The organism is Cupriavidus sp. 10L43_2 (assembly GCF_056395265.1).
This window is the reverse complement of the sequence record NZ_JBFTJE010000002.1, coordinates 413009-436948: the sequence shown is the minus strand read 5'-3', so window position 1 is coordinate 436948 and position 23940 is coordinate 413009. Positions and strand designations below refer to the sequence as shown.

At 67.5% G+C, this 23940-nt stretch carries 24 protein-coding genes and 1 tRNA gene; 9 read left to right on the top strand and 16 right to left on the bottom strand.

From position 1 onward, the window contains the following. Nucleotides 1-3111 (top strand): efflux RND transporter permease subunit, encoded by a 3111-nt coding sequence (locus AC1DEL_RS04310; protein WP_477125282.1) that lies wholly within the window; start codon nucleotides 1-3, stop codon nucleotides 3109-3111. A 58-nt stretch (nucleotides 3112-3169) separates the two neighbouring features. Here AC1DEL_RS04310 and AC1DEL_RS04305 read toward each other — a convergent pair whose 3' ends face one another. The 8 genes from AC1DEL_RS04305 to AC1DEL_RS04270 all read right to left on the bottom strand — a co-directional run bounded on the left by AC1DEL_RS04305 (nucleotide 3170) and on the right by AC1DEL_RS04270 (nucleotide 12359). After that, on the bottom strand, nucleotides 3170-4813 hold the full coding sequence (locus AC1DEL_RS04305) for a rhomboid family intramembrane serine protease (RefSeq protein WP_477125281.1): 1644 nt from the start codon (nucleotides 4811-4813) through the stop codon (nucleotides 3170-3172). A 131-nt stretch (nucleotides 4814-4944) separates the two neighbouring features. Continuing rightward, nucleotides 4945-5358 (bottom strand): DUF3830 family protein, encoded by a 414-nt coding sequence (locus AC1DEL_RS04300; RefSeq protein ID WP_092292980.1) that lies wholly within the window; start codon nucleotides 5356-5358, stop codon nucleotides 4945-4947. A 35-nt stretch (nucleotides 5359-5393) separates the two neighbouring features. Further along, complete coding sequence (locus AC1DEL_RS04295; RefSeq protein ID WP_477125280.1) at nucleotides 5394-6584, bottom strand: amidase; 1191 nt, start codon at nucleotides 6582-6584, stop codon at nucleotides 5394-5396. Nucleotides 6585-6623: 39 nt separating this feature from the next. After that, complete coding sequence (locus tag AC1DEL_RS04290; protein WP_441591132.1) at nucleotides 6624-7646, bottom strand: ABC transporter ATP-binding protein; 1023 nt, start codon at nucleotides 7644-7646, stop codon at nucleotides 6624-6626. A gap of 25 nt (nucleotides 7647-7671) precedes the next feature. Beyond that, on the bottom strand, nucleotides 7672-8754 hold the full coding sequence (locus AC1DEL_RS04285) for an ABC transporter ATP-binding protein (protein ID WP_454756961.1): 1083 nt from the start codon (nucleotides 8752-8754) through the stop codon (nucleotides 7672-7674). A 2-nt stretch (nucleotides 8755-8756) separates the two neighbouring features. Beyond that, nucleotides 8757-9644 (bottom strand): ABC transporter permease, encoded by an 888-nt coding sequence (locus AC1DEL_RS04280; RefSeq protein ID WP_092292986.1) that lies wholly within the window; start codon nucleotides 9642-9644, stop codon nucleotides 8757-8759. Nucleotides 9645-9654: 10 nt separating this feature from the next. Continuing rightward, complete coding sequence (locus AC1DEL_RS04275) at nucleotides 9655-10605, bottom strand: ABC transporter permease (RefSeq protein WP_092292988.1); 951 nt, start codon at nucleotides 10603-10605, stop codon at nucleotides 9655-9657. Nucleotides 10606-10781: 176 nt separating this feature from the next. Beyond that, complete coding sequence (locus tag AC1DEL_RS04270) at nucleotides 10782-12359, bottom strand: ABC transporter substrate-binding protein (protein ID WP_255370764.1); 1578 nt, start codon at nucleotides 12357-12359, stop codon at nucleotides 10782-10784. Nucleotides 12360-12582: 223 nt separating this feature from the next. On the opposite strand from AC1DEL_RS04270, the gene AC1DEL_RS04265 reads away from it, so the two are divergent. Then, on the top strand, nucleotides 12583-13830 hold the full coding sequence (locus AC1DEL_RS04265) for a Zn-dependent hydrolase (RefSeq protein WP_441644415.1): 1248 nt from the start codon (nucleotides 12583-12585) through the stop codon (nucleotides 13828-13830). A gap of 15 nt (nucleotides 13831-13845) precedes the next feature. On the opposite strand, the gene AC1DEL_RS04260 is transcribed toward AC1DEL_RS04265, so the two are convergent. Then, a complete protein-coding gene (locus AC1DEL_RS04260) occupies nucleotides 13846-14613 on the bottom strand; it encodes an IclR family transcriptional regulator (RefSeq protein ID WP_477106916.1) in 768 nt (255 codons plus the stop codon). Nucleotides 14614-14868: 255 nt separating this feature from the next. On the opposite strand from AC1DEL_RS04260, the gene AC1DEL_RS04255 reads away from it, so the two are divergent. The 6 genes from AC1DEL_RS04255 (at nucleotide 14869) to AC1DEL_RS04230 (ending at nucleotide 20613) form a co-directional block, all read left to right on the top strand. Continuing rightward, the gene (locus AC1DEL_RS04255; RefSeq protein WP_092292994.1) at nucleotides 14869-15591 is read left to right on the top strand and encodes a GntR family transcriptional regulator; all 723 of its coding nucleotides are present in this window, start codon (nucleotides 14869-14871) and stop codon (nucleotides 15589-15591) included. 34 nt (nucleotides 15592-15625) lie between these two features. Next, nucleotides 15626-16303: a DUF2848 domain-containing protein gene (locus tag AC1DEL_RS04250; protein ID WP_477125279.1), complete on the top strand. Its 678-nt coding sequence runs from the start codon at nucleotides 15626-15628 to the stop codon at nucleotides 16301-16303. Continuing rightward, complete coding sequence (locus tag AC1DEL_RS04245) at nucleotides 16300-17625, top strand: amidase (RefSeq protein WP_092292998.1); 1326 nt, start codon at nucleotides 16300-16302, stop codon at nucleotides 17623-17625. Before AC1DEL_RS04250 ends, AC1DEL_RS04245 begins: the two co-directional genes overlap by 4 nt. Nucleotides 17626-17754: 129 nt before the next feature. Next, nucleotides 17755-19080 carry an MFS transporter gene (locus tag AC1DEL_RS04240; RefSeq protein ID WP_092293000.1) on the top strand — a complete coding sequence of 442 codons (1326 nt, stop codon included), beginning with the start codon at nucleotides 17755-17757 and terminating at the stop codon, nucleotides 19078-19080. A 236-nt stretch (nucleotides 19081-19316) separates the two neighbouring features. Continuing rightward, nucleotides 19317-19403: transfer RNA gene (locus AC1DEL_RS04235), tRNA-Leu, on the top strand. A 187-nt stretch (nucleotides 19404-19590) separates the two neighbouring features. Beyond that, nucleotides 19591-20613: a tyrosine-type recombinase/integrase gene (locus AC1DEL_RS04230; RefSeq protein ID WP_477125278.1), complete on the top strand. Its 1023-nt coding sequence runs from the start codon at nucleotides 19591-19593 to the stop codon at nucleotides 20611-20613. On the opposite strand, the gene AC1DEL_RS04225 is transcribed toward AC1DEL_RS04230, so the two are convergent. Both AC1DEL_RS04225 and AC1DEL_RS04220 read right to left on the bottom strand, forming a co-directional pair. Continuing rightward, complete coding sequence (locus AC1DEL_RS04225) at nucleotides 20610-20915, bottom strand: hypothetical protein (protein WP_441644410.1); 306 nt, start codon at nucleotides 20913-20915, stop codon at nucleotides 20610-20612. The two genes, AC1DEL_RS04230 and AC1DEL_RS04225, sit on opposite strands and share 4 nt — an antisense overlap. Nucleotides 20916-20968: 53 nt before the next feature. Continuing rightward, the gene (locus AC1DEL_RS04220; RefSeq protein WP_477125276.1) at nucleotides 20969-21922 is read right to left on the bottom strand and encodes a phosphoadenosine phosphosulfate reductase domain-containing protein; all 954 of its coding nucleotides are present in this window, start codon (nucleotides 21920-21922) and stop codon (nucleotides 20969-20971) included. Nucleotides 21923-21959: 37 nt separating this feature from the next. Here AC1DEL_RS04220 and AC1DEL_RS04215 point away from each other — a divergent pair, with 37 nt between their 5' ends. After that, entirely contained in the window at nucleotides 21960-22334 is a 375-nt protein-coding gene (locus AC1DEL_RS04215; protein WP_441644408.1) for a hypothetical protein, read from the top strand. Nucleotides 22335-22447: 113 nt separating this feature from the next. Here AC1DEL_RS04215 and AC1DEL_RS04210 read toward each other — a convergent pair whose 3' ends face one another. The 5 genes from AC1DEL_RS04210 to AC1DEL_RS04190 are packed head-to-tail and all read right to left on the bottom strand — an operon-like array spanning nucleotide 22448 to nucleotide 23938. After that, nucleotides 22448-22822 (bottom strand): hypothetical protein, encoded by a 375-nt coding sequence (locus tag AC1DEL_RS04210; RefSeq protein WP_477125274.1) that lies wholly within the window; start codon nucleotides 22820-22822, stop codon nucleotides 22448-22450. A gap of 2 nt (nucleotides 22823-22824) precedes the next feature. Beyond that, nucleotides 22825-23307, bottom strand: coding sequence for a hypothetical protein (locus AC1DEL_RS04205; protein ID WP_441644407.1), 483 nt, complete (start codon nucleotides 23305-23307; stop codon nucleotides 22825-22827). 16 nt (nucleotides 23308-23323) lie between these two features. Next, nucleotides 23324-23527, bottom strand: a complete 204-nt coding sequence (locus AC1DEL_RS04200; protein WP_477125273.1) for a hypothetical protein — start codon at nucleotides 23525-23527, stop codon at nucleotides 23324-23326. Beyond that, entirely contained in the window at nucleotides 23520-23762 is a 243-nt protein-coding gene (locus AC1DEL_RS04195; RefSeq protein WP_477125272.1) for a hypothetical protein, read from the bottom strand. The genes AC1DEL_RS04200 and AC1DEL_RS04195 overlap by 8 nt, the downstream gene beginning before the upstream one ends. Beyond that, a complete protein-coding gene (locus AC1DEL_RS04190) occupies nucleotides 23762-23938 on the bottom strand; it encodes a hypothetical protein (RefSeq protein ID WP_441644404.1) in 177 nt (58 codons plus the stop codon). Before AC1DEL_RS04190 ends, AC1DEL_RS04195 begins: the two co-directional genes overlap by 1 nt. Nucleotides 23939-23940: the final 2 nt, after the last annotated feature.

Here is a 23940-nt window from a genome sequence, read left to right as displayed (position 1 = left end):
ATGGAACACTCGCGCTTCAACCTGTCGCGCTGGGCGCTCGAGCACCAGCCGCTGACCCGCTACCTGCTGGTGGTGCTGCTGATCGGCGGCCTGCTGGCCTTCTTCCAGCTTGGTCAGGACGAAGACCCCCCGTTCACCTTCCGCGTGATGGTGGTGCAGGCCTTCTGGCCCGGCGCCACGGCCGAGCAGATCGCGGTGCAGGTGACCGACAAGATCGAACGGCAGCTCCAGGAAGTGCCGTACGCCGACAAGATCCGCAGCTTCTCCAAGCCGGGCGAGACCACGGTGATCTTCCAGCTGGCCGATAACTCGCCCGCCAAGGACACCGCGCAGATCTGGTACACGGTGCGCAAGAAGATCGGGGACATCGCCCAGACCCTGCCGCAGGGCGTGCGCGGCCCGTTCTTCAACGATGAATTCGGCGATGTCTACGGCTCGATCTACGCGCTCTCGGCGGACGGCTTCAACTACAAGGAGCTGCGCGAGTACGCCGACCTCGTCCGCCAGGCGCTGCTGCGCGTGCCCGCCGTGGCTAAGGTCACGCTGCTGGGCCTGCAGGACGAGAAGCTCTATATCGAGTTCAACCAGACGCGCTTCGCGCAGCTTGGGCTCGACATCAACGCCATCGCCAACCAGATCTCGGAGCAGAACAATCCCACCGGGAGTGGCGTGATGGTCACCCCGACCGACAACCTCCAGGTCCGCGTGACCGGCCAGCTTGGCGATGTGCAGGACCTGGAGAGTCTGGTGCTGCGCGGGCCCAACGGCATCGCCAATATCCGGCTGGGCGACATCGCCCACGTCTATCGCGGCTATATCGACCCGCCCGCCAGCCGCATGCGCTTCAACGGCAAGGATGTGATCGGGCTCGGCATCTCGATGGAGAAGGGCGGCGACATCATCGCGCTGGGCCAGGAACTGCGCCGCGTGACCGACGGCCTGCGCGGCCAGTTGCCGATGGGCATCGAGATGGAGCAGGTGCAGGACCAGCCGCAGGCGGTCAAGCGCTCGGTGGGCGAGTTCGTGCACGTGCTGATCGAGGCCGTGGTGATCGTGCTGGCGGTCAGCTTCATCGCGCTGGGGCTGCACACCAAGCCGCTGCGGCTCGACGTGCGCCCCGGGCTGGTGGTGGCGCTGACCATCCCGCTAGTGCTGGCCGTGACGTTCCTGTTCATGAACATCTTCGGCATCGGCCTGCACAAGATCTCGCTCGGGGCGCTGATCGTGGCGCTCGGGCTGCTGGTGGATGACGCGATCATCGCCGTCGAAATGATGGTCCGCAAGCTGGAGGAAGGCTTCTCCAAGATGGAGGCGGCCACTTTCGCCTACACCTCCACGGCCATGCCGATGCTGACCGGCACGCTGATCACGGCGGCCGGCTTCCTGCCGGTGGGGCTGGCCAAGTCCACCGTGGGCGAGTACACCTTCGCGATCTTCGCCGTGACGGCGCTGGCGCTGGTGCTGTCGTGGCTGGCGGCGGTGTACTTCACGCCCTACCTCGGCTACCTGCTGCTCAAGACCCGCGCCAGCGACGGCGGCCATCACGAGGTGTTCGACACGCCGTTCTACGCGCGCTTCCGGCATCTGGTGAACTGGTGCGTGACGTGGCGCAAGACCGTGATCGCCGTCACGCTGGTCAGCTTCGCGCTGGGCCTGTGGGCGTTCAAGTTCGTCGAGAAGCAGTTTTTCCCGGATTCGAGCCGGCCCGAGCTGATGGTGGAGTTGTGGATGCCCGAGGGCACCAGCTTCGCGCAGATGGAGGGCGAGGCCAAGCGCTTCGAGACCGCCATGCGCCGCGACAAGGCCGTGGATAGCCTGACCACCTTCGTCGGCGTCGGCGCGCCGCGCTTCTACCTGCCGCTGGACCAGATCTTCCCGCAGAGCAACGTGGCGCAGGTGATTGTGATGCCGGTCAGCGTGGAGGCGCGCGACGCGCTGCGCAAGCGCGTGATGGAGGTGCTGGCCACCCAGTTCCCGCAGCTGCGCGGCCGCGTGAAGCTGCTGCCGAACGGACCGCCGGTGGCGTACCCGGTGCAGTTCCGCGTGATCGGGCCCGAGGCCGCCGGCGTGCGCAAAATTGCCGATCAGGTCCGGGCGATCATGGCCGCCAATCCGAACACGGTGGGCGTGAACGACAACTGGAACGAGAACGTCAAGATGCTGCGCCTGGAGATCGACCAGGACAAGGCGCGCGCGCTGGGCGTGACCACCAACGCCATCGCCCGTGCCACGCAGGCCGTGCTGACCGGCGTGCCGGTGGGCCAGTATCGCGACGCCGACAAGCTGATCGACATCATCATGCGCACGCCGAAGAACGAGCGCGACGCGATGTCCGACATGGCCAACGTGCTGGTGCCGACCAACATCGGCCGCGCGGTGCCGCTGACGCAGGTGGCGCGCGTGACGCTGAAGTCCGAGCCGGGCGTGATCTGGCGCGAGAACCGCGACTTCGGCATCACCGTGCAGGCCGATGTGGTGGATGGCATCCAGGGTCCGACCGTGACCGCGCAGATCAACCCGCAGCTCAACAAGCTGCGCGCGAACCTGCCGCCGGGCTACCTGATCACCGTGGCCGGGGCCGAGGAGGAGAGCGGCAAGGCGGGGGCGTCCATCGCCGCGCAACTGCCGCTGTGCATCTTCCTGATCTTCACGCTGCTGATGCTGCAGCTCCACAGCTTCTCGCGTTCGGTGATGGTGTTCCTGACCGGCCCGCTCGGGCTGATCGGCGCCGCCGCCACGCTGCTGCTGCTGCGCGCGCCGATGGGGTTTGTCGCCCAGCTTGGCATTACGGCGCTGCTGGGCATGATCATCCGCAACTCGGTGATCCTGGTGGACCAGATCGAGCAGGACATCAGCGCCGGGGTGCCGCCGTGGCAGGCCATTGTCGAGTCAGCGGTGCGCCGGTTCCGGCCGATCATCCTGACCGCCGCGGCGGCCGTGCTGGCGATGATCCCGCTCTCGCGCTCGACGTTCTGGGGGCCGATGGCGGCCGCCATCATGGGCGGGCTGATCATCGCCACGGTGCTGACGCTGCTGTTCCTGCCGGCGCTGTACGCAGCGTGGTTCCGCGTGAAGCCGCCCGAGGGCGGCAGCGGGGTGATGGCGGGGTGATGGCAGGGTGATGGCCGGGTAGGCGGGGTGATCCCCGGGGGAGAAGAAAAAGCGCCGGTTACGACTGGCGCTTTTTCATTTGGGCGGTCAGCCGCACGATGTCCACCGCGATCTGCGCTGCGCGGCGGGGATCGGCGGCCACGGGTTTGCCGGTGCGGGGATCCTTCACCGACGGCATGCGGGCCATTTCCCGCAGCAGGTCGGCCAGCAGCGTCATGTCCTGCACCAGCGGCGCGCGCGGGTCGCCCGGCGGCAGCGTGATGCGGACCAGTTCGGACACGGCCTGATCGAGCGCCGGGGCGTGCACGGTCCGGCTGCGGTCGTCCGCTTCCTCGGGCGTCATCCGGCCGGCCTTGGTTGCCGCATTGTCGGCCTGCATGGCCTGGAAGGCGGTCGTGAAGGTCTTGTGGGCGCGCTCGATCTGGCGGGAAGCGGCCAGGCTGTCGCGCATGGCCTGGGGCACGCGCGGTGCCAGCGCGGCGGTACCCACCACCAGCACGGCGGCAACGGCTGCCGCCATGGCCAGGCCGCGCCGCAGCTTGCGGGCGTAGCTGGCGCGGTCCAGCCGCACCGGCAGGCATAGCGCGATCAGCGCGCCGCCGATCAGGCCGCCCACGTGCCCGGCGTTGTCCACGCGGGTTGACAGGAAGCCCTGCACCAGCGAATAGCCGATCATCACCGCGGCGTCCGTCGTCAGTTGCCGATGGATGCCCTCGGGCAGCAGCCGGCGATGCCGCAGCACCCCCGCCAGCAGCGCGCCGCCCACGCCGAACACGGCGCCCGACGCCCCGACCGACACCGCCGTCTGCGCCCCGAAATGCAGGCTCAGCGCGCTACCGGCCAGCCCCGCGCCGAGATAGATCAGCAGGAAGCCGCGCGTGCCGTAGAACTGCTCCACGTGCTTGCCGAGCAGGAACAGCACCAGCATGTTGGCGCCGATGTGCCGGAGGCTGCTGTGCAGGAAGGTGGCCGTCAGCAACCGCCACCACTGGCCCTCCTGCACCAGCACGGCGGCGTTGCCGCCCCATTCGACGAGCTTGGCGGGCGCTGTGGCGTCGAGCGTGGCGCCGTGCGTGAGCGTAAAGAGCCAGATCCCCACGTCGAGGGCGATCATCGCGTACAGGCCCCAGGTGTGCGGCAGTGCCTGCATCTCGGCCCGGAAGGCTTGGTCGGCCGCCAGCGCGTTATCGACTGCGACGCCCGCCGTACGCATGTGATGGGTGACCAGCGCCTGGGCGAGCTGCTGGTCTGCCTCGCGCATCAGGGCCAGCCGGATCGTGAACGATGCCGGGGTCCGTTTCCGGGCACCCGGCGCGGGCTTGGGAAAGACTTCGATGACGGGACCGCCGCGCAGGTTGCGCACCGCCACAGCGGCGATCTCGGCCCAGCGCAGGTGGGGGCGGCGGCGCGGGAAGGACGTCGAGCCGATGCCGCCGGCGTCCACCGTCAACAGCGGCTTGCGCAGCGGCGCGTGCCGGCCCCAGGACCATTCGAACAGGATCAGCACGCCGAAGAAGCCGGCGCCGACGACGATCAGGCTGGTCTTGCCGTGCGAGAACAGCAGGAGCAGCGTCCCCAGCCCGCCGAAGCAGAGCCAGAGCAAGGCGCGCACGAGCAGCGCGGACCCGAATCGGCGCACATGGAACGCGCCGCTGCGGCGCGAGCCGGTGGCCGGCGCGCGCATGAATAGCGATGTCTGCATGGTTCTTCCCGACAAGACGATGTCATCGCGTCATCTCGCTGGCCCCGGTGCGGCAGGGCCACGGCGCGCGTCACGCGACGATATGCGGTCGTCCGTCGGGAAGCATCTCCCCCGTCGGGAGGGTTGCGGCCCTAGTCGGCCAGTTCGAAGACCACGTCCTGCGCGCCCTCCCAGAGCACCTTGGTGCCGAGCGCCCGGAGGTTCTCCCGGCCTTCGACGATGGTCAGAAAGTGGTTGCCGGCCAGCTGGCCCATCTTGCTGGCGAAGCAGCAGCTGCCGTAGGCCAGGATGATCTCGGTTTCGCTGTAGCCGCCCGGGTAGAACAGGATGTCGCCCACGGACGGGTGGCTGGTGTGGTTTTCGAAGCCAACGCCCAGCTTGAATTCGCCGAGCGGAATCCAGCAGCCTTCGCCGCTCCAGCGCACGTGGATCAGCTTCTGCCGGTAGGGCAGCAGCTTCAGGAAGGCGGCCACGGTCTCGGGGGCGTCCGGGTGGGTGTCGGCCAGGAAGGTCTGGCCGGCGGCGGTGATGCGGAGTCGGGGCATGGCTATATCTATATAGAGGGTCGATGGGGGCCGGGTCAGGCCAGCGCCGTCATCAGCGTCTCCGCCACGGCGATCAGGCTGCGGTCGCTGCCCTTCGGGCCGAGCAGGGAAATGCCGAGCGGCGCGCCGGCGCGGCCGGAGAGCGGCAGGCTCAGTTGCGGGAAGCCCGACAGCGGCGTCAGGCACAGCGAGTGGGCGGCGGCGGTGCGGTAGTCCTCCAGCGTCTCGCCGGCGGCGGTGCGCAGCGGGGCGATGTCCGGCATGGTCGGCAGCACCAGCACGCCGTCATGGCCGAGCAGGCGACCCAGGTGCGCGGTGAACTCGCGGCGCACCGCGCTCGACTGCGCGAACTGGGCTTGCGTGACCCCCTTGCTGAACGCGAAGCGCGCGGCCACGTCCGGGCCCATCTGCAGGCCGTAGTTCTCGATCAGCGCGCCATCGGCCTGCCAGGCTTCCCAGCCCTGCACGTAGCGGAAGGCCCAGTACAGGTCGGACAGCGGCCGGTCGGCCACGTCCACCGGGGTGGCATGGCCCAGCACGGCCTCGATGCGCGCCACCGTGGGCGCCAGCGCGGCGCGAGCTTCGGGTGTCGGCAATTCGAACAAGTCCGATGCCAGCAGCAGGCGAGGCCGGGCCGGCAGCGGATCGGCATCCTTGCCGAACAGCACGTCCGCCACGCGGGCGAAGGTGCCGATGTCACGCGCGAAGAAGCCGCAGGTATCGAGCGTCTCGCACAGCGGCATGCAGTGCTGGAGCGAGATACGGCCATGCGAGGGGCGGATGCCGAACAGGCCGCAGTGGCTGGCCGGGGCGCGCACCGAGCCGCCGGTGTCCGTGCCGAGCGCGAAGTCGCACAGCTTGTTGGACACCGCCGAGGCGGACCCCGACGACGAACCGCCCGTCACGCGATCGGGCGCGCCACCGTTGACTGGGCCGCCGTAGTGCGCGTTCTGGCCGTTCATCGAGAAGGCCAGCTCGTCCGTGTGCGACTTGCCGACGAACATCGCGCCGGCATCGAGCAGCTTCTGCACCGTGGGCGCGGTCACGCTCTTGATGCCGGAGCGGGCCAGCACGTGCGGATTGCCGCCGCCGGTGGGGTAGCCGGCCACGTCGAACAGGTCCTTGACGGCGAAGGTCAGCCCCCGCAGCGGGCCGATGGCCGCGTTGGGCACGGGCGCGTCGGGGTAGGGCATGAAGGCGCGGGCGGGATGGGTGGCCAGGGTCATGGCGTTCGGCTTCCTTCTTTTTCGGAGGATGGATGGAGTTTAGGCGGCGGCCGGCGAGGCAGCGGCGGTATTCGAAGGTTCGGAGCTATCGGCCACCAGCACGCAACTGACGCGGTGGCCGTTGCCCAGCGCCACGCTGCGCGGCACCTCGGCCAGGCAGGCGGGGCGGGCGTGCGCGCAGCGCGGGGCGAAGGTGCAGCCCGGCGGCAGCGCGGCCAGGTCAGGCGGGGCGCCGCCGATGGCCTGCAGCCGCTGGCCGCGATCCATGCCGTGCTGGCGGCTTTGCAGCAGCGCCATCGTGTACGGGTGGCGCGCCTCGCGCAGCAGCGTGCGGATCGGGCCTTCCTCGACGATGCGGCCGCCGTACATCACGGCCACGCGGTCGGCAATCTCCACCGCCGCACCCATGTCGTGCGTGACGAAGACGATGGAAAGGCCCAGCTCGCGTTGCAGCTCCCGCAGCAGGATCAGCACCTGGATCTGCACGGTGGCGTCCAGCGCCGTGGTGGGCTCATCGGCCAGCAGGATTTTCGGTTGGGCCGACAGCGCGAGCGCAATCATCGCCCGCTGCCGCATGCCGCCGGACATCTCGTGCGGATAGGCGGCCAGCCGCCGCTCGGGGCTGGGAATGCGCACCGCTTCCAGCGCCTTCAGCGCCAGCGCGCGGGCTTCGGCGGCGGACACCTTCTTGTGCGTCCGAATGCACTCGACGATCTGCTGGCCCACCGTGTACACCGGGTCCAGCGCCAGCAGCGGCTCCTGGAACACCATGGCGACGGTGCCGCCGCGCAGCCGGGCCAGCGCGCGCTTGTCCAGCGCGAGCACGTCCTGGCCATCGACATGGATCTGGCCGCCGATGCGCGTGCGGCGGGGCGGATGGAGGCGCATCAGCGCGCGCAGCGTCACGCTCTTGCCGGAACCGGATTCGCCGATCAGCGCCACGGCTTCGCCGGGGGCCACGTCGAGCGACACGCCGTTCACCGCGCGGATGGTCTTGCCGCCGCCGGCGAAGGTGACGTGGAGGTCCTTGACCGAGACGGCAGGGGAATGGGGGGCTGTCATAGGGGTCTCCCGCAGGTCAGGTGGGTCAGGGCGTGGCCGCGTGCAGGCCCGGCGTCATGCGCCGCAGCGGCAGCGAGTGGCCACCGTCGGGCATCGCCATCAGGCAAGACACGGGATGGCCGGCCAGTTCGTCGGCCAGCACGGGGGTGCGGCGCTCGCAGACCGGCTCGGCGCGGGCGCAGCGCGGATGGAAGCTGCATCCGGACGGCGGATTGATCGGGTTGGGCGGGTCGCCCGCCAGCGGCGCGGCCAGCGTGCGGTGGTCCGGGTCCATCGACGGCATCGACGCCAGCAGCGCGCGCGTGTACGGGTGCGAGGGATTGGCGTAGATCGACTCCGTATCGCCAATCTCCACCACCTTGCCCAGGTACATCACCATCACCCGGTCGCACAGGTAGCGGATGACGTTGAGGTCATGGCTGATGAAGACGTAGGTCAGGTCGAACTCGGCTTTGAGGTCGAGCAGCAGGTTCAGCACCTGGGCTTCCACGGATTTGTCGAGCGCGGACACCGCTTCGTCCAGGATTACCAGCCGGGGCCGCAGCGACAGCGCGCGGGCGATGTTCACCCGCTGGCGCTGCCCACCGGACAGTTCGTGCGGATAGCGCCCGGCAAAGCGCGCCGGTTCCAGTCCCACGCGCTCCAGCAGGTAGCGCGCCCGCTCGGTGGCCTCCCGCGCCGGCACGCCGTGCACGCGCGGCGTGAAGGCGATCGATTCCTCGATGGTCAGGCGCGGGTTCAGCGACGAGTAGCTGTCCTGGAACACCATCTGCACCTGGCTGCGGAACGCCTTCATCGGCAACTGGGGCGAGCCCACGCCCTGGGCGTCGAAGATCAGCTCGCCGCTGTCTTGCGCGGTGAGCTGCATCAGCAGCCGCGCGGTGGTGGACTTGCCGCAGCCGGACTCGCCGACCACGCCGAGGGTTTCGCCCTTGAGCACGTCGAAGCTGACGCCGTCCACGGCGCGGACCTCGCCGGCCTTGTGGAACGGGATGGCCGACTTGAGCGGGAAATGCTTGACGAGATCGCGCGCGATCACGAGTGGCTGGGCCGGGCCGCCGATGTCGCGGGCGTGGGCGGGTGCGGGCGCTGTGAGGAGGTCGCTCATGTTCATTCCTTGATTTCCATGGCCGAGCGGATGCCGTCGGCCAGCAGGTTGAACGAGATCGAGGTCAGGAAAATCATCGCGCCGGGCAGGGCGGCGACCCAGGGCTGGGTGTAGATGGCGGTGCGCAGCGTGTTGAGCATCAGGCCCCACTCGGGCTCGGGCGGCTTCACGCCGAGGCCGAGGAAGGAGAGCCCGGAGGCCAGGATCATCGACACCGAAATCAGACTCGTCGCATAGACGAAAATCGGCCCAAGTACGTTATTCAGCACATGGGCGCGCACGATGGTCAGCGAGCTGGCCCCGGAGGCGCGCGCCGCATCGACGAACTCGCGGTTGCGTACCTGCGTGGTCACGCTCTCCGCCACCCGCACGATCTGCGGTACGAAGACGATGGTCAGCGACAGCAGCGCGTTGCCCACCCCGGCGCCCAGCGTGCCGGACAGCGCGATGGCCAGCAGCACCGACGGAAAGGCGTAGAGGATGTCGGTGAGCCGCATGATGATGGTGTTGGTCCAGCCGCCCGCGTAGCCGGCGATGATGCCGAGTGCGCTGCCGATCACAAACGCCAGCAGCACCGGCGTGATGCCCATGAACAGCGAGAGCCGGCCGCCCAGCATCAGGCGCGAGAGCAGGTCGCGGCCCAGTTCGTCGGTGCCGAGCGGATAGCCAGCCGTGCCGATCGGCTTGAGTCGCTTGAGGATGGAGGACGCGTACGGGTCCGCCGGCATCAGCGCCGGGGCGAAGATCGCCAACACCACCAGGGCGATCAGGATCAGCGCGGCGGCCATCGCCAGCTTGTTGCGCAGCAGGCGGCGGCCCACGGTGGCCCAGTAGCCGGGCGAGCGCGCCACGGGCAGCGGCGCCACGGCCTTGTTCAGTGCGATCTGCATGGGGGCCTCCTTAATTGCGCTGGATGCGGGGGTCGAACAGCGTCTGCAGCGCGTCCACCAGCAGGTTGAGCAGGACAAAGAACACGGCCAGCACGAGGATCGTGCCCTGCAGCAGCGGGAAGTCGCGCTGGAAGATGGCCGAGTTCAGCAGGAAGCCGGTGCCGGGCCACGAGAACACGGTCTCGATCAGGATCGACCCGCCGAGCAGGTAGCCGAGCTGGAGGCCCATCACGGACAGCGCGGTCGGCGCCACGTTCTTGACCACGTGGCGGAACACGGCCACGTCCGACAGGCCCCGGGCGCGCAGGCCGACGATGAACTCGTTGGACAGGATCTCCGCCACCAGCGCCCGGATCGTGCGGGCGACGATGCCCATCGGGATCACCGACATCGTGATGGCCGGCAGCAGCATGTACTGGAAGTGCTCCCAGTCCCACGCCCAGTCCCCCGAGCCGCCCGGGCCGGCGCCGGTGGCGGGCAGCCAGCCGAGCAGCACCGAGAAGGCGATGACCAGCACCATGCCGAGCCAGTAGTGGGGAATGCTGACACCGAGCACGGACAGGAAGGAGGCGGTGCGGTCGGCGATGGAATCGCGCAGGTAGCCGGCCACGAAGCCGAACAGGCAGCCGAAGGTGAAGCCGATCAGCGTGGCCACGCTGGCCAGCCGGATCGAGTTGATCACGGCGGTGGAAACCTCGCTCATCACCGGGCGATTGGTGGCGATGGAGGTGCCCAGGTCGCCATGGAGCGCGCGGGCCAGCCAGTGCAGAAATTGTTCGAGGAACGGTTTGTCGAAGCCGTACAGCGCGGTGAGTTGGCGCCGGAGGTCTTCGGAGGCATCGGGCGGCAGCACCGAGACGAGGGGGTCCCCGGGGGCGATGTGGACCAGCGAGAAGCAGAGCAGGGCAACCCCAAGCAGGATAGGCAGCGCATAGAGAATGCGGCGAAGCAGGTAAGTCATGGTCTGTGGCCGGCTAGTGTGGGGGCGGAGGGTTTTCTCCCCTCGCCCGCTTGCGGGAGAGGGGCCGGGGGAGAGGGCCGGAGTGTCTCGATGCGATGTCTCAACTTGAACCGCTGCCCTCTCCCCCGCCCCTCTCCCAAGGGGAGAGGGGAGAACACAACGGGGCGCAAACCAACTCAGTCCATCGACATCGTCGCAATATCGATAAACCAGCTCTGCGGCTGCACCACGCCCTTGACCTTCTTCGAGATGGCGCGCGGGCCCACGTCGTGGGCGATCAGCACGAATGGCGACTCTTCCACGATGCGCGCGTGCAGCTTGGCCAGCGCGGCGTCACGGGACTTTTCGTCGAACGAGGTGCGGGCGGTCTCGATCAGCTTGTCGAACTCCGCATTGCCGAAGAAGCCCCAGTTGTTCGAGACCGGCGGCTGCGTCTTGGTGCTGACGAAGCGGACCATCGCGAAGAACGGGTCCATCGCCGCGAAGCTGACGTTGATGGCGTTGGCGCCGTGCGCGCTGGCATCCTTGGCGCCGATGCGCCAGTTGGTGAACAGGGTGTTCCACTCCACGACGTCGAAGTCCACGTCGAAGAAGCACTCCTTGAGGTTCTGCTGCACGTACTCGTTCATCGGCAGCGGCTGCATCTGGCCCGAGCCGGACGCCGACACCTGCACCTTCACCTTGAGCGGCTTGGCGGCCGAGTAGCCGGCTTCGGCCATCAGCTTGCGGGCGGCGTTGGCGTCGTACTTGATGTCGAACTTGGGATTGCCCCACCACGGGTTGCCGGCTTCCACGATGCCCTTGGCCTCGGCCATGTAGCCGCCCAGCAGCGTCTTCAGGCCCGAGCGGTTCACGCAGAGGTTGGCGGCCTGGCGCACGCGCTTGTCCAGCCACGGCGAATTCGGCGCGAAGGAGAGCTGCCACGGCCACATGTGCGGCTGGGCGTTGGCGTAGACCTCGAAGCCGCGGCTCTTGATCTGGGCGACGGCGTCAGGCGCGGGAGCTTCGATCCAGTCGACCTGGCCCGACAGCAGCGCGGCGGTGCGCGCGTTGGCCTCGGGCATCGGCACCATCACCACCTTGTCGATCTTGGGCACGCGCTTGCTGTCCCAGTAGCTGGCGTTCTTGGCCAGTTCCAGGCGCTCGCGCGGGACGAAGCGGGTCATCTTGAACGGGCCGGTGCCGGAGGCGTCGGCGGCGAAGGCGACCCACGCCTGCTTGCTGCGCTCGGCCGCATCGGTCACCGAGGCTGGCACGGCGGCGAACTTCTTCTCCCACTGCGTGGGCGAGGCCATGAACAGGTTCGAGATGTTGTACGGCAGGAACGAGTCCGGCTCGGACGTGACCAGCTCCACGGTCAGGTCGTCGATCTTCTTCGCGCTGCGCAGCGTGGGCATGCGCGAGGCGGTCACGCCCACCTGGCTCGCATCGAACTGCTTGGCGGTCTTGTCGAGCACCTTGTTGACGTTCCAGACCACGGCGTCCGCGTTGAAGGCGGAGCCGTCGTGGAACTTCACGCCGGGACGCAGCTTGAAGGTCCACTTGGTCTTGTCGGCGGCGTCCACCTTCCACTCGGTGGCGAGGTCGGGAATCAGCAGGCTGGGGCCGTTGCCCTTGGAGAGGTCCCACTGCGTCAGCGCGTCGTACATCGGAATGCCGGTGAAGCGGTTGCCCTCGAAGCCCTGGTCGGGCTGGCCGAGCGTGCGCGGGATGTCGGCAGCGGTCATGCCGATGCGCAGCGTCTTCTCGGCCATGGCGGCGCCGGGCAGTGCGAGGAACGAGAGGGCCAGGACTGCGGCGGAGAAACCTTTCGCGTGGGCGGACGTTTGGTGGTTCACAGGCAATGCTCCTGAGTGGGGGAAGGGCTGCCTTCGGTCTAGCAAGTCATGTGCCAGTCGCGCCGCCCCGGCGCGTGGTCTGGTTCTTGCACCGGGCGTTGGTCATTCATCATTCACTCACGAAGCAGACAAGGCAGACATGGATTCGAAAGTTCTTCCCCGCATCAATGGCGCCCGGCTGTGGCAATCGCTCATGGATCTGGGCGCGATCGGCGCCACGCCGAAGGGCGGCGTGTGCCGCATCGCGCTGACCGATGAAGACCGCAAGGGCCGCGACCTCGTGGTGCAGTGGTGCCGCGAGGCGGGCCTGGACGTGCGCGTGGACGAGATCGGCAATGTCTTCGCGCGCCGTGCCGGCACGGACCCTGCCGCGCGGGCCGTGGCCACGGGCAGCCATATCGACACCCAGCCCTCGGGCGGCAAGTTCGACGGCAACTTCGGCGTGCTGGCGGGGCTGGAGGTCATGCGTACGCTCAACGACCTCGGCATCCAGACGCGCGCGCCGCTGGAGGTGGCGTTCTGGACCAACGAGGAGGGCACCCGCTTCACGCCGGTGATGATGGGCTCGGGCGTGTTCGCCGGCGTGTTCGATGCCGACGAGGCGCGCCGCCAGCAAGACCGCGACGGGGTGAGCGTGGGCGACGCGCTGGCCGCCATCGGCTATCACGGCGCGCAGCCTGCCGGCGAGGTGCCGGGCGGCATGTTCGCGGCCTACTTCGAGGCCCATATCGAGCAGGGACCGGTGCTGGAGGCGGCCGGGCTGCCGATCGGCGTGGTCTCGGGCGCGCTGGGCCAGCAGTGGTACGACGTGACCGTGACCGGCCAGGACGCCCACGCCGGCCCGACCCCGCTGGCGCTGCGGCACGATGCGCTGCTGGCAACGGCGCGGATGATCGAGGCCGTGAACCGCATCGCCCGGGATGCCGCGCCGCATGGCCGGGGCACCGTCGGCTATGTCGAGGTCAAGCCGAACTCACGCAACGTGATTCCGGGGCGGGTGGACTTTACGGTGGACTTCCGCAACCTGTCGCAGGACGGGCTGGACCGGATGGATGCGGCGATGCGCGCGGCCTTCGCCGGCATTGCTGACGTGGCGGCGGTGAGCGTGGAGATTCGCCAGGTGGTGAAGTTCGAGCCCTGCCTGTTCGCCCCGGCCTGCGTGGACAGCGTGCGGCGCGCGGCGGCGGCGCTGGGGCTGTCGAGCATGGACGTGGTCAGCGGTGCGGGCCACGACGCCGTCTACGTGGCGCAGCGCGCCCCCACCGGGATGATCTTCGTGCCCTGCAAGGACGGCATCAGCCATAACGAACTGGAAGATGCGCTGCCCGAGCACATCGAGGCCGGCGCCAACGTGCTGCTGCAGGCGATGCTGGAGCACGCTCGCTGATCGCCGGTGGCAGCCTCAATGTCCGATCGACCTTGAAATCGCCCACGCGCACTCGATGACGAGGGGCCCCAGCTTGCGCTGGGCCTCCGCCATCGTCCACCGGCTGGCGGGCGGTGACACATGCACCGCGCCCACCGCCACCCCCTGGCTGTTCACGATGGGCGCCCCCACGCCCATATCGCCCAAAAACAGCTCCTCCTCGTTGCAGGCATAGCCCAGGCCCCGGCACGCCACCACCTGCGCGAAGATCGCGTCTACATCGGTCAGCGTGGCCGGCGTGCGCGGCGCGCGCGTGGAAGCCTCCAGCGTCGCGCGCACCTGCGCATCGGGCAGCGTGCTCAGGTAGGCGCGGCCGGAACTCGTGCAGTACATCGGAATGCGCATGCCCACCGGCGTCAGCACGGGCATGTGCTTGGCGGTCATCAGTTGCGCCACGTAGACCATGTCCAGCCCCACGGGCTCGGTCAGATTGGCCGTCTCGCCGCTGGCGTTGGCCAACTGGGACAGGTAGGGGCTGGCAATCGGAATCAGCGCATCGGCGGCCAGGTAGTTGTAGCCGATCTCCATCACCTTCGGCGTCAGGCGGAAGCGGCGGGTCTGCGGGTGCTTGTCGATATAGCCGAGGCTTTCGAGCGTATGGACCGTGCGCTGGGCCGAACTCTTGGTCATGCCGGTGAGGCCGGCCACTTCGGAGAGCGTCAGCGTGCGATGGACGGCGCTGAAGGCGCGCAGGACTTCGAGCCCTTTTTCGAGCGATTGATTGAACAGCGGATCGGCGGACATGGGAGACGGACAGCGGGGCGGATTACCAAGGTTCGGCACCATCGTCGTGAAACCCTGCACCACGATGGCTGCATATTGCACCAAGATACGCATGAATCGATTATCGATTCCATAACGTCCCGCCATGATACCCGGCGCCTCGACGGCTGGCGCGTCTCTGGTGTTTACCCCTAGGGTTTTCCGGGTTGTCTCCAGTGAAATATCACACTAGTATCACAGCAACTTCAACGAACGTTGAGACGAAGCGAGCAACCCGTGGCGAACCCTATTCGACTGGTCGGCGGTGCCGACCCCCAGCCGGCAACCACTCCCGTAGCGCCCCTCATGCCCCCCACGCCTGCCCAGAGCGGCGCGGCGCTGCGCGAGCAGGCGTACACGGAGATCAAGCGCCGCATCATCGCGTGCGAGTTCCGTCCCGGCGAGCCGCTGATCGAGGCCCAGGTGGCCGCGCTGCTCGGCCTGGGCCGCACGCCGGTCCATCAGGCGCTGCATCGGCTCGAAGTGGAAGGGCTGGTGTCCATCCTGCCGCGCAAGGGCGTGCTGGTGACGCCGCTGTCGCTGAACGAAGTGCTCGACATGATCGAGGTGCGCGCCACCAATGAGGTGCTGTGCGCCACGCTGGCCTGCGAGCGCGGGCACGACAGCGACTTCAAGGCCATGCGCGACATCGTGGACCGTTCGCCCGAGCTGATTGCCCGCCGCGACATCCCCGCGCTGGCCTCGCTCGACCTCAAGTTCCATACCGCCATGTCCGCCGCCTCGCGCAACCGCGTGCTGGCCGAACTGCTGCGCGGCCTGCATGAGAAACAGGCGCGCTTCTGGTTCCTCTCGCTGTCCGATCCCCAGCACCTGGAGAACGTCTACCAGGAGCATCTGGAGATCGTCGACGCGCTCGAGCGCCGGGACATCCCGGCCGTGCGCGAGGCGATCCGCGAACATATCGACGAATTCCGGAAGAACATCATCCGGACTCTCTGACCGACCCTTTTCCCTCGTAACCAGGTAGTACGCCATGCCGACACTGCACCTCCAGGTAGCCGGCGGGGGCCCGCTCGCCCTCGACGTCCAACGACTCATCATCGCCGGCTGGACTGGCCGCGACGCCGCCGCTGTCCAGCATCACATCGAAGAACTCCAGGCGCTGGGCGTGAAGCCGCCCGCCACCGTGCCGACCTTCTACCCGCTGGCCGCCTCGCTGCTGACCACCGCCGACGTGCTCGAGGTGCCGCGCGACGACTCGTCGGGCGAGACCGAATTCGTGCTGCTGCAGGGCGCGGACGCGCTGTACATCGGCATCGGCTCGGACCATACCGACCGGAAGGTCGAAGCCTATGATGTGACCGTCTCCAAGCAGATGTGCGGCAAGCCGATGGGCCGCGACGTCTGGCGCTTCGACGAGGTGGCCGATCACTGGGACGAGCTGGAAATGCGCTGCTGGCGCGTGCGCGACGGCCAGCGTGCGCTGTATCAGGATGGCAAGGTCACGCGCCTGCTGGACCCGCGCGATCTGGTGCAACGCCTGACTGGCGAAGCGCAGCTGCCGCCCGGCACCGCCATGTTCTGCGGCACGCAGGCCGTGATCGGCGACCTGGGCCACGGCGACGCCTTCGAGGTGGAGCTGCACGACCCGGTGCGCCATCGCACGCTGCGCCATGCGTACCGCGTGGCGTCGCTGGAGGTGGCCGAATGAGCGCCGCCCCGACCATCGCCGCCCTGGCGGCATCGCTGGCGGCCGGGCGCACGACCAGCGTGGCGCTGACCGAAGACGCGCTGGCCCGGATCGCGCAGCACCAGCGTGCTGGCGGCGTCGCCTTCCTGCACGTGGACGCCGACGGTGCGCTGGCGCAGGCCCGCGCGGCTGACCAGGCGCGCGCCGCCGGGCTCGTGGCATCGCCGCTGGCCGGCCTGCCGGTGTCCATCAAGGATCTGTTCGATGTGCGCGGCCAGATGACGCGTGCCGGCTCGGTGGCGCTGGACGGCACCGCCCCGGCCCAGGCCGACGCGCCCGCCGTGGCTCGCCTGCGCGCGGCTGGCGCGGTGCTGATCGGCCGTACCAATATGAGCGAGTTCGCGTTCTCGGGCCTGGGGCTGAACCCCCACTACGGCACGCCGCGCACGCCGTTCGACGCCGAGCGCATCGCCGGCGGCTCCACCTCGGGCGGCGCGGTCAGCGTGGCCGAGGAGATGGCCGTGGCCGCGCTGGGCACCGACACGGGCGGCTCGATCCGCATTCCGTCGGCGTTCTGCGGGCTGACGGGCTTCAAGCCGACCGCGCGCCGCGTGCCGCTGTCCGGCGCGGTGCCGCTGTCGACCTCGCTCGATTCGGCCGGCCCGCTGGCGCGCTCGGTGGCGTGCTGCGTGGCGATGGACGCGGCGCTGAGCGGCGAGACGCTCGACACCCGGCCCGCCGATCTGTCCGGCCTGCGCCTCTACGTCACGCGCGACTTCGTGATGGATGGTGTGGAGGCCGAGGTGGCGCAGGCGTTCGAGGCCACGCTGTCGCGTCTGTCGGCCAAGGGGGCGCAAATCGTTACCTTCGATTTCCCCGAACTGCGCCGCCTGCCCGAGATCAATGCCGGTGGTGGCCTGACCGCCGCCGAGTCGTGGACCTGGCACCGCGATCTGCTGGCCAAGCAGGGCGACCGCTACGACCAGCGCGTGGCCCAGCGCATCCGTCGCGGCCAGCAACAGAGCGCCGCCGACTACATCACGCTGCTGGCCGAGCGCGCCGCCATGCAGGCGCGCGCCGCCGAGCGCCTGCGCGATGCCGACGCCTGGCTGATGCCGACCGTCGCCGTGCGCCCGCCGCGCCTGGATGCGTTGGCGCGTGACGAGGACTTCTTCGCCACGAATGGCCTGGTGCTGCGCAACCCGAGCGTGATCAATTGGCTCGACGGCTGCGCGGCGTCCCTGCCGATGGGGCAGGGCATCGGCCTCGGCGTCTGCGGCCTGCACGGGCACGACGCCCGCGTGCTGCAGGTAGCCGGCGCCATCGAGCCGGGCCTGGCGTAAGCCGGGCAGCCAGCAAATCGGCCGGATTCCCACGGCCGCGGCAACGCGCTCCAGCACAACACAGCGCAAGCCAGAGGGCGCCGCCAATGTAGCGGCGCCCCGCCCACCACACCCAAGGAGTAATCACCGATGTCTTCCGTGATGACCGGCGCCCCTGGCGCCCTGGAGAGCCTGCCGCCCGCGGAATTGGCTCAGCAACGCAACGAGGCGTACCGCAAGATCACCGTGCGCCTGATCCCGTTCCTCGTGTTCCTGTTCATCCTGGCCTGGATCGACCGCGTCAACGTGGGCTTCGCCAAGCTCCAGATGCTCCAGGACCTGCAGTTCAGCGAGGCCGTGTACGGCCTGGGCGCGGGGATTTTCTTCATCGGCTACTTCCTGTTCGAGGTGCCGAGCAACCTGCTGCTGGAGAAGATCGGCGCGCGCAAGACGCTGGCGCGCATCACCATCCTTTGGGGCCTGGCCTCGATGGCGATGATCTTCGTCAAGACGCCGGGGCAGTTCTACGCGCTGCGCTTCCTGCTGGGGATTTTCGAGGCGGGCTTTTTCCCGGGTGTGGTGCTGTACCTGACCTACTGGTTTCCGGCCGACCGCCGCGCGCGCATCAACGGCCTGTTCATGACCTCGTTCGCGATCGCTGGCGTGATCGGCGGCCCGCTGGCCGGCTTCATCATGAGCGCGATGGACGGCGTGGATGGCCTGGCCAACTGGCAGTGGCTGTTCGTGATCGAGGGGATTCCGTCGGTGCTGGCCGGTGTGGCGGTGCTGATGTTCCTGCCCGAGAAGCCGGTCAACGCGAAATGGCTGACGGCCACCGAGCAGACGCTGGTGACGCGCGAGGTGGAGGCCGAGGCACGTGACCCGGCCAAGCATTCGTCGCTCAGGGACGCCTTCGCCAATTCGCGAGTCTGGATCTGCGCGGCGATCTACTTCTGCGTGGTGAGCGGCAATGCCACCATCGCGTTCTGGTCCCCGTCGATCATCAAGGAGCTGGGCGTCAAGGGCAACCTGCAGATCGGGCTGATCTCGGCGATTCCGTTCGTGGCCGGCACCATCGCCATGGTGCTCAACGGCATCCACTCGGACCGCTCGGGCGAACGCCGGATGCACTGCGCCATGGCCACGCTGCTGGCCGCGGTGGGCCTGACGCTGACCGGCATGTGGCTGCACAGCGCCACGCTGGCACTGGTGGCGCTAACCATCGCCTCGGTCGGCATCCTGGCGGCTTTCCCGGTGTTCTGGTCCCTGCCGTCGGCCTTCCTGGCCGGCACGGCGGCGGCGGGCGGCATCGCCCTGATCAACTCCATCGGCAACCTGGCCGGCTTCGTGGCGCCGTACATGATCGGCTGGTTCAAGACCAATACGGGGCGGCTGTCGTCCGGCCTGTATTTCGTCGCCGCGCTGGAAGCCTGCGCCACGGTGTTGGTGCTGGCCTTCATCCGCACCCGGCGCTAAGCCCCAGGCGGGGCCGGACGAGGCGCAAGCCGGGCAGGGGGCTGGATTCCCGCTGCGGCTTGCGCTACAATCCGCAGCCTTGTCGACCGTTGGAAAAAGTTACCTCAACGGCACGGCCGGCATCCGACGGCAGATCATGAAAGGCGGGCAGTTCCAGCCGCCTTTTTTGCTTTGTCGAGGATGCGCAGCGCCAACCGACAACGCGGCCGCCCGCCAGGGCAACCGCCGCAAGGACCGCGAGGGTGGCGAAATTGGTAGACGCACCAGGTTTAGGTCCTGACGCCAGCAATGGTGTAGGGGTTCGAGTCCCCTCCCTCGCACCAAAAGTCCTTTTTGTGGCTTAGTCGCAACATTCGCACTATCCCGCCACTTCCCCTCTCTATACGCCGCAAAGCCAAGCCCCATAAGGCTTAGCGGGCTTTCCGCCTACCCGCCCTTTCACCAATCTGCCTCACTCCGCCTCACTATATAATCCGGTCCGCGCCCCCAAAAATCCCCCACGGAGCCCCCATGGCATCGTTTCAGCGGACAGGGAAGGGATGGCGCGTGCAGCTCGATGTCAACGGACAGCGCGAGAGTTGCAGCTTCCCCAACAAGGCACTCGCCAAGGCGTGGGCGGATCAGCGACAGGTCGAACTGCGCTCCATCCAGTCCGGCCAGGGCAGCAAGACTCACACGGTGGGCCACGTCCTCGACGACTATCAACGGAAGATCAGTCCGACGAAGCGGGGGGAGCGTTGGGAGAAGCTGAGGCTGGAGCTGCTCGGCAAGATCGAGATTGAAGGGCGGCCGTTCCGCGATATCCGGCTGGCCGACCTGCGGCCCACCCATATCGCCGCGTGGCGGGATGCCAGGCTGCGAGGTGACTCAGCCCGAAGCGGGATCTCCGGCGCCTCCGTCTCCCGTGAGATGTCGTTGCTCTCCCATGCACTTGAGGTCGCCCGCAAAGAGTGGGGCTGGCTGACGCACGATCCCATGAAGGACGTCCGCCGGCCGCCGGACAATCCCCCACGCGACCGCCTGATCTCAGCCAAAGAAATCGAACAGATCACCCTGGCTCTCGGCTACCAGGAGGGCCTGCCCGTGGCCCTCCCATCGCAGCGGGTGGCCGTGGCCCTCCTGCTGGCGATCGAGACGGCCATGCGCTCGGGCGAAATGCTGGGGCTGACCAGCCGCACGGTGGATCTCGACAACCGGGTCGCCCATCTCCCCCTGACAAAAAACGGCGGCGCCCGCGACGTCCCGCTATCCACCCGCGCCCTTGAGCTGCTGCGGATGCTGCCCAAGGTGGAGGAGGGCAAGCCGATCTTCGCGCTGTCCGCCGCCAGCCGCGATGCACTGTTCCGGAAGGCAAAAGAAAAGGCCGGCATTGCCGGCCTGACCTTCCACGACACCCGCCACGAGGCGATCACGCGCCTGGCGAAGAAGCTGCAGCCCCTCGATCTGGCCCGGATGACTGGACACACGAACCTGCAGGAGCTGCTGACCTACTACAACGAGTCGGCCCGGAACATCGCCAAGCGCCTCGGCTAACCGGACCGCCTCGGCGGACCCGACGGCTGCTCCCGGTAGGATTCGGCCCATGCAATGACTTCCGCCGCCTTCCACCGAGGCAGCGCCTTTCCCCGCCCATCTTTGCCGGCATGCTTGCCCGACTGCACCGACGGGATCCGGATCGGCTTCGGAAACCCGGGCAGCGTCACCACCCGCTCGCGCACCACCCTAGGCGAGCGCACCAAGTACTCGGCGATACGCTCCGCGTCCCACAAGGTCACGCTCACCGGTAGCGCCGTCCGCACGTGGTTGGCCACGGCCACTGCAATGCGTTCGATCATGTCAGCTTCACGCATCGGTACTGATCCAAGTTCGGGCCCTCGCAGTTTCGCGTTCATTCGCACAATCCATACGACGACGAGCACGCGGTGGGCCCGTCGAGTTGATCGAGAAGGTTGTACTGCCGGCCGCCTCGGGTCGTCTTCGCCCATTCCACGCGCTGCCAAATGCCCCCGCGCTCGCGCGCCGTGTCGTTATCGCCGGGCGCTGGAAAGAACGTAGCATTGGCTCGCTTGCTGACCTGGGATACGATATCTTCCCACTCTGCGATGCGCTCGATGTGGTCCTTGTCGCGCTTCGCCCAGGCGTTGATTTCCTGCTTTCCGGAGTTGATACAGAGGCATCCGACGCGCTCTCTACCTTGAAGGTAGAGCGGGTTCGGCTTGATCCCGTAGAGGCTGTGCGCTTCGAAAACGTCCTGCCATTTCCAGCGCAGAATCGGCCGGTAGTTGAATAGACCACCGCCCAATTCGTGGAAGCTGATGACACATGCGCCGGTGCCTTGTAACTTGCTTCGCCTTGCCTTGCTTTCCTCGATTCTGACGCCCTGCCAAGACCAAGCCAGATGTTCGGTTCCCGCAATCAAACTTAGCTGGTATTCCGTGATTGGCACGACTTTCAACTCATGAGTGCAGAACTGGGCCATGCGGCTGGGGAAGCGTCCCTTGATGATGCAAAGATCGAGAAACGGGATGCCGGTAGGTCCGCGCTCCAAGACGCTGAGCGCGCGCTGCACAACGTCCATCGGTACGCCCTTGCTGGGCCAGGCGTCACGCACATAGTCGCGGCGTGGCCACCAAACATCCGAGAAATTGCGCCGCACGAACTCAATATGTATCCCCAAGTTGCTTTCGAGATAGCGCAAATAGTCGTACGTCATTTCATGCTCGTTGCCGGTGTCCGCGAAGACGAAGCGGCACGCATCCCTATTGTGCTGCTCAAGCGCCAGGATCGCGGTGGCAGTACTGTCCTTGCCTCCGGACATGGAGACTACGTGGATGATGCTCATGCTAGGATGCATTTCCGAAAAACTTGGGAGTGCCGGTATGAGTAGAGAAGCCAAATTTTGGTTCGTGCAGGAGGTGATTCCCCGCATCATCGCGAGGTTGTCGGAGGTGGGTCTCGTTGCAGAGTTGGTTCAGCCCAGCAGCAATGACACAGTGCCCTTGCTGCTGATTACGGCGAAACGGCGCCCAGATGCAGTACACCAATTTGATTTGGCAGCTACGTGTACTTGGAATGATCTGGAAGTGAACATTTTTTATGAAGACTCCCAGGATCTCGTTGACGATCTTGTCTACCGCATTCCCAACGAACTTGCCGAATGCGATGGGCTGGGCAGCATCGACTGGGCCACACGATCGCAAAACAGCTCGACGCCGATCGGCCTTGGATATCTGGAACTCATCAGAGGACGCTGATAGGGCTGCGGCTAACGGAAGGTCATTGCCCACGCGCGCAATGGCCTTCTTGAAGCCCTTGGCGCCGCCGCCGAGGCCCGAACACATCGTGAAGCAGTTGTATCGGCGGCGGATCATGCGCGCACCTCCCGGTGCGTGGACGGCATAGCACCCGCCCCAGCTTTCGGCCGCTTCCGCTCCCGACACCATTCCCGTATCGCGTCCGCAATCGCCTGCGGATCGCAATGGACTCCGCCTGGCACACACGCACACAGCGTGGCCTCGACGTCATAAGCGGAAGACTCGCCAGCCCGCCCGGTAGCCGCCCCCGGCAACGTCTCCACAAGAATCGCCTCCGCAATCGTCAGCAAGTTCTCCCGCGTACTCACCGGGAAGTCAGCCAGCGTCTTGCCCACAGCGCGCGCCTCCGGATATAGCCCATTGCAAATAATCTGCGCGACGCGCTGGACATAGGGAACGCCGCCATTCGTCTGAACGAAACTGGTCATGCTCAAGCTACCTTCTGAAATTGATCGATGTCTCGGGGGAGCCCTGTGCCGCTCGCCCCGGCCCTCTCCACCTGCAGCGTCGCCACCAGCAGCTGGCGGCGGGTGCAAGCCCGTTGCATGTCGTCGGTCAGGTTGAGCGCCTGGCCGATGGCGCGGAACTCATCTCCCGTCACGCCAAGCAGGCCGCGATCACGGAAGCGCTTGCCGACACCCGCGATGGCCACCACCCCAGCCGCCATCGCGTCACAGAGCGGCCGGTTGTCGGCGAAATACAGAGCGGCAACGACCTGGCCGACATTGATGCGGAAGGCAAGCGTGTGCCATGCCGCCTCCGTAGCCGTGCCGTCGAGGATTTTGCTCAGTTCGCTATGAGGAACGAGCTGCAGGTCCAGCTCGGCGTTGTTGCTGAAGCGGAAGCACACGGGCAGGCTGCGCTCGCGTGGGCCGTGGCTGCGTCGGTTCTTTCGATGTTTGCTGGCGGGCATGTTGCAGTCCCAAGGATCAGTTTTCGAAGTCGCCGGCGGCGCGGTGCTTCAGGTCAATGGAAGGGGGTTGGATCCGACGCTGGTCGCGTGCCGCCATGGCGCGCGCGGCAGCCCCCACGGCAGCAATCAGCAGCTCGGACATGGCATCGAAAGGCGTGGCAATTCGCAGCGCCCGATGCGCGCGGCGCAGTTGCGCCTCGCTCACAATGGAATCAACCACGGCGACCTCCGCATCGAACAAAACCATCCCACACACCACGGCAGTAGCAGAGGGTGAAGAACAGGCTCGCCGCGAACATCCCCGGCTCTTCGGTGGTCGCGGTCAAATAGAGCCACGCCGGCTGGCCCGCGAGCCCGATCAGCGCGGCCCATCGCGCACGGTGGGCGCCGCTGTTGAAGAGATAGACCGACACCGTGGCGGTTACGACCATCCACAGATTGAGCAGTGCGTACATCAACTGGCCCTCCCGATAGCGCGGGCGCTGCAGAAGCGGGGCGGCTCGCTCAGGCAGTCCAGCGCATCGAGCTGGGCATCCAGGCGGGTGCGGGCAATCGCGGTGAACTGCAGCCGCGCACCAGTGTGGGAGACGATGTGGACGAGGAAGGCTCTCATCGTTGCAACAGAAGACATGC

Bases quoted from the DNA above. Each gene is read 5' to 3' on its own strand.
- AC1DEL_RS04310 (WP_477125282.1), top strand. From the start codon at position 1: ATGGAACACTCGCGCTTCAACCTGTCGCGCTGGGCGCTCGAGCACCAG.
- AC1DEL_RS04260 (WP_477106916.1), bottom strand. From the start codon at position 14,613: ATGTCCGCCGATCCGCTGTTCAATCAATCGCTCGAAAAAGGGCTCGAA.
- AC1DEL_RS04225 (WP_441644410.1), bottom strand. From the start codon at position 20,915: ATGATCGAACGCATTGCAGTGGCCGTGGCCAACCACGTGCGGACGGCG.
- AC1DEL_RS04195 (WP_477125272.1), bottom strand. From the start codon at position 23,762: ATGTACGCACTGCTCAATCTGTGGATGGTCGTAACCGCCACGGTGTCG.
- AC1DEL_RS04290 (WP_441591132.1), bottom strand. From the start codon at position 7,646: ATGACAGCCCCCCATTCCCCTGCCGTCTCGGTCAAGGACCTCCACGTC.
- AC1DEL_RS04285 (WP_454756961.1), bottom strand. From the start codon at position 8,754: ATGAGCGACCTCCTCACAGCGCCCGCACCCGCCCACGCCCGCGACATC.
- AC1DEL_RS04210 (WP_477125274.1), bottom strand. From the start codon at position 22,822: ATGACCAGTTTCGTTCAGACGAATGGCGGCGTTCCCTATGTCCAGCGC.
- AC1DEL_RS04190 (WP_441644404.1), bottom strand. From the start codon at position 23,938: ATGTCTTCTGTTGCAACGATGAGAGCCTTCCTCGTCCACATCGTCTCC.
- AC1DEL_RS04245 (WP_092292998.1), top strand. From the start codon at position 16,300: ATGAGCGCCGCCCCGACCATCGCCGCCCTGGCGGCATCGCTGGCGGCC.
- AC1DEL_RS04270 (WP_255370764.1), bottom strand. From the start codon at position 12,359: ATGGCCGAGAAGACGCTGCGCATCGGCATGACCGCTGCCGACATCCCG.
- AC1DEL_RS04230 (WP_477125278.1), top strand. From the start codon at position 19,591: ATGGCATCGTTTCAGCGGACAGGGAAGGGATGGCGCGTGCAGCTCGAT.
- AC1DEL_RS04265 (WP_441644415.1), top strand. From the start codon at position 12,583: ATGGATTCGAAAGTTCTTCCCCGCATCAATGGCGCCCGGCTGTGGCAA.
- AC1DEL_RS04280 (WP_092292986.1), bottom strand. From the start codon at position 9,644: ATGCAGATCGCACTGAACAAGGCCGTGGCGCCGCTGCCCGTGGCGCGC.
- AC1DEL_RS04300 (WP_092292980.1), bottom strand. From the start codon at position 5,358: ATGCCCCGACTCCGCATCACCGCCGCCGGCCAGACCTTCCTGGCCGAC.
- AC1DEL_RS04305 (WP_477125281.1), bottom strand. From the start codon at position 4,813: ATGCAGACATCGCTATTCATGCGCGCGCCGGCCACCGGCTCGCGCCGC.
- AC1DEL_RS04250 (WP_477125279.1), top strand. From the start codon at position 15,626: ATGCCGACACTGCACCTCCAGGTAGCCGGCGGGGGCCCGCTCGCCCTC.
- AC1DEL_RS04240 (WP_092293000.1), top strand. From the start codon at position 17,755: ATGTCTTCCGTGATGACCGGCGCCCCTGGCGCCCTGGAGAGCCTGCCG.
- AC1DEL_RS04275 (WP_092292988.1), bottom strand. From the start codon at position 10,605: ATGACTTACCTGCTTCGCCGCATTCTCTATGCGCTGCCTATCCTGCTT.
- AC1DEL_RS04220 (WP_477125276.1), bottom strand. From the start codon at position 21,922: ATGAGCATCATCCACGTAGTCTCCATGTCCGGAGGCAAGGACAGTACT.
- AC1DEL_RS04295 (WP_477125280.1), bottom strand. From the start codon at position 6,584: ATGACCCTGGCCACCCATCCCGCCCGCGCCTTCATGCCCTACCCCGAC.
- AC1DEL_RS04215 (WP_441644408.1), top strand. From the start codon at position 21,960: ATGAGTAGAGAAGCCAAATTTTGGTTCGTGCAGGAGGTGATTCCCCGC.
- AC1DEL_RS04205 (WP_441644407.1), bottom strand. From the start codon at position 23,307: ATGCCCGCCAGCAAACATCGAAAGAACCGACGCAGCCACGGCCCACGC.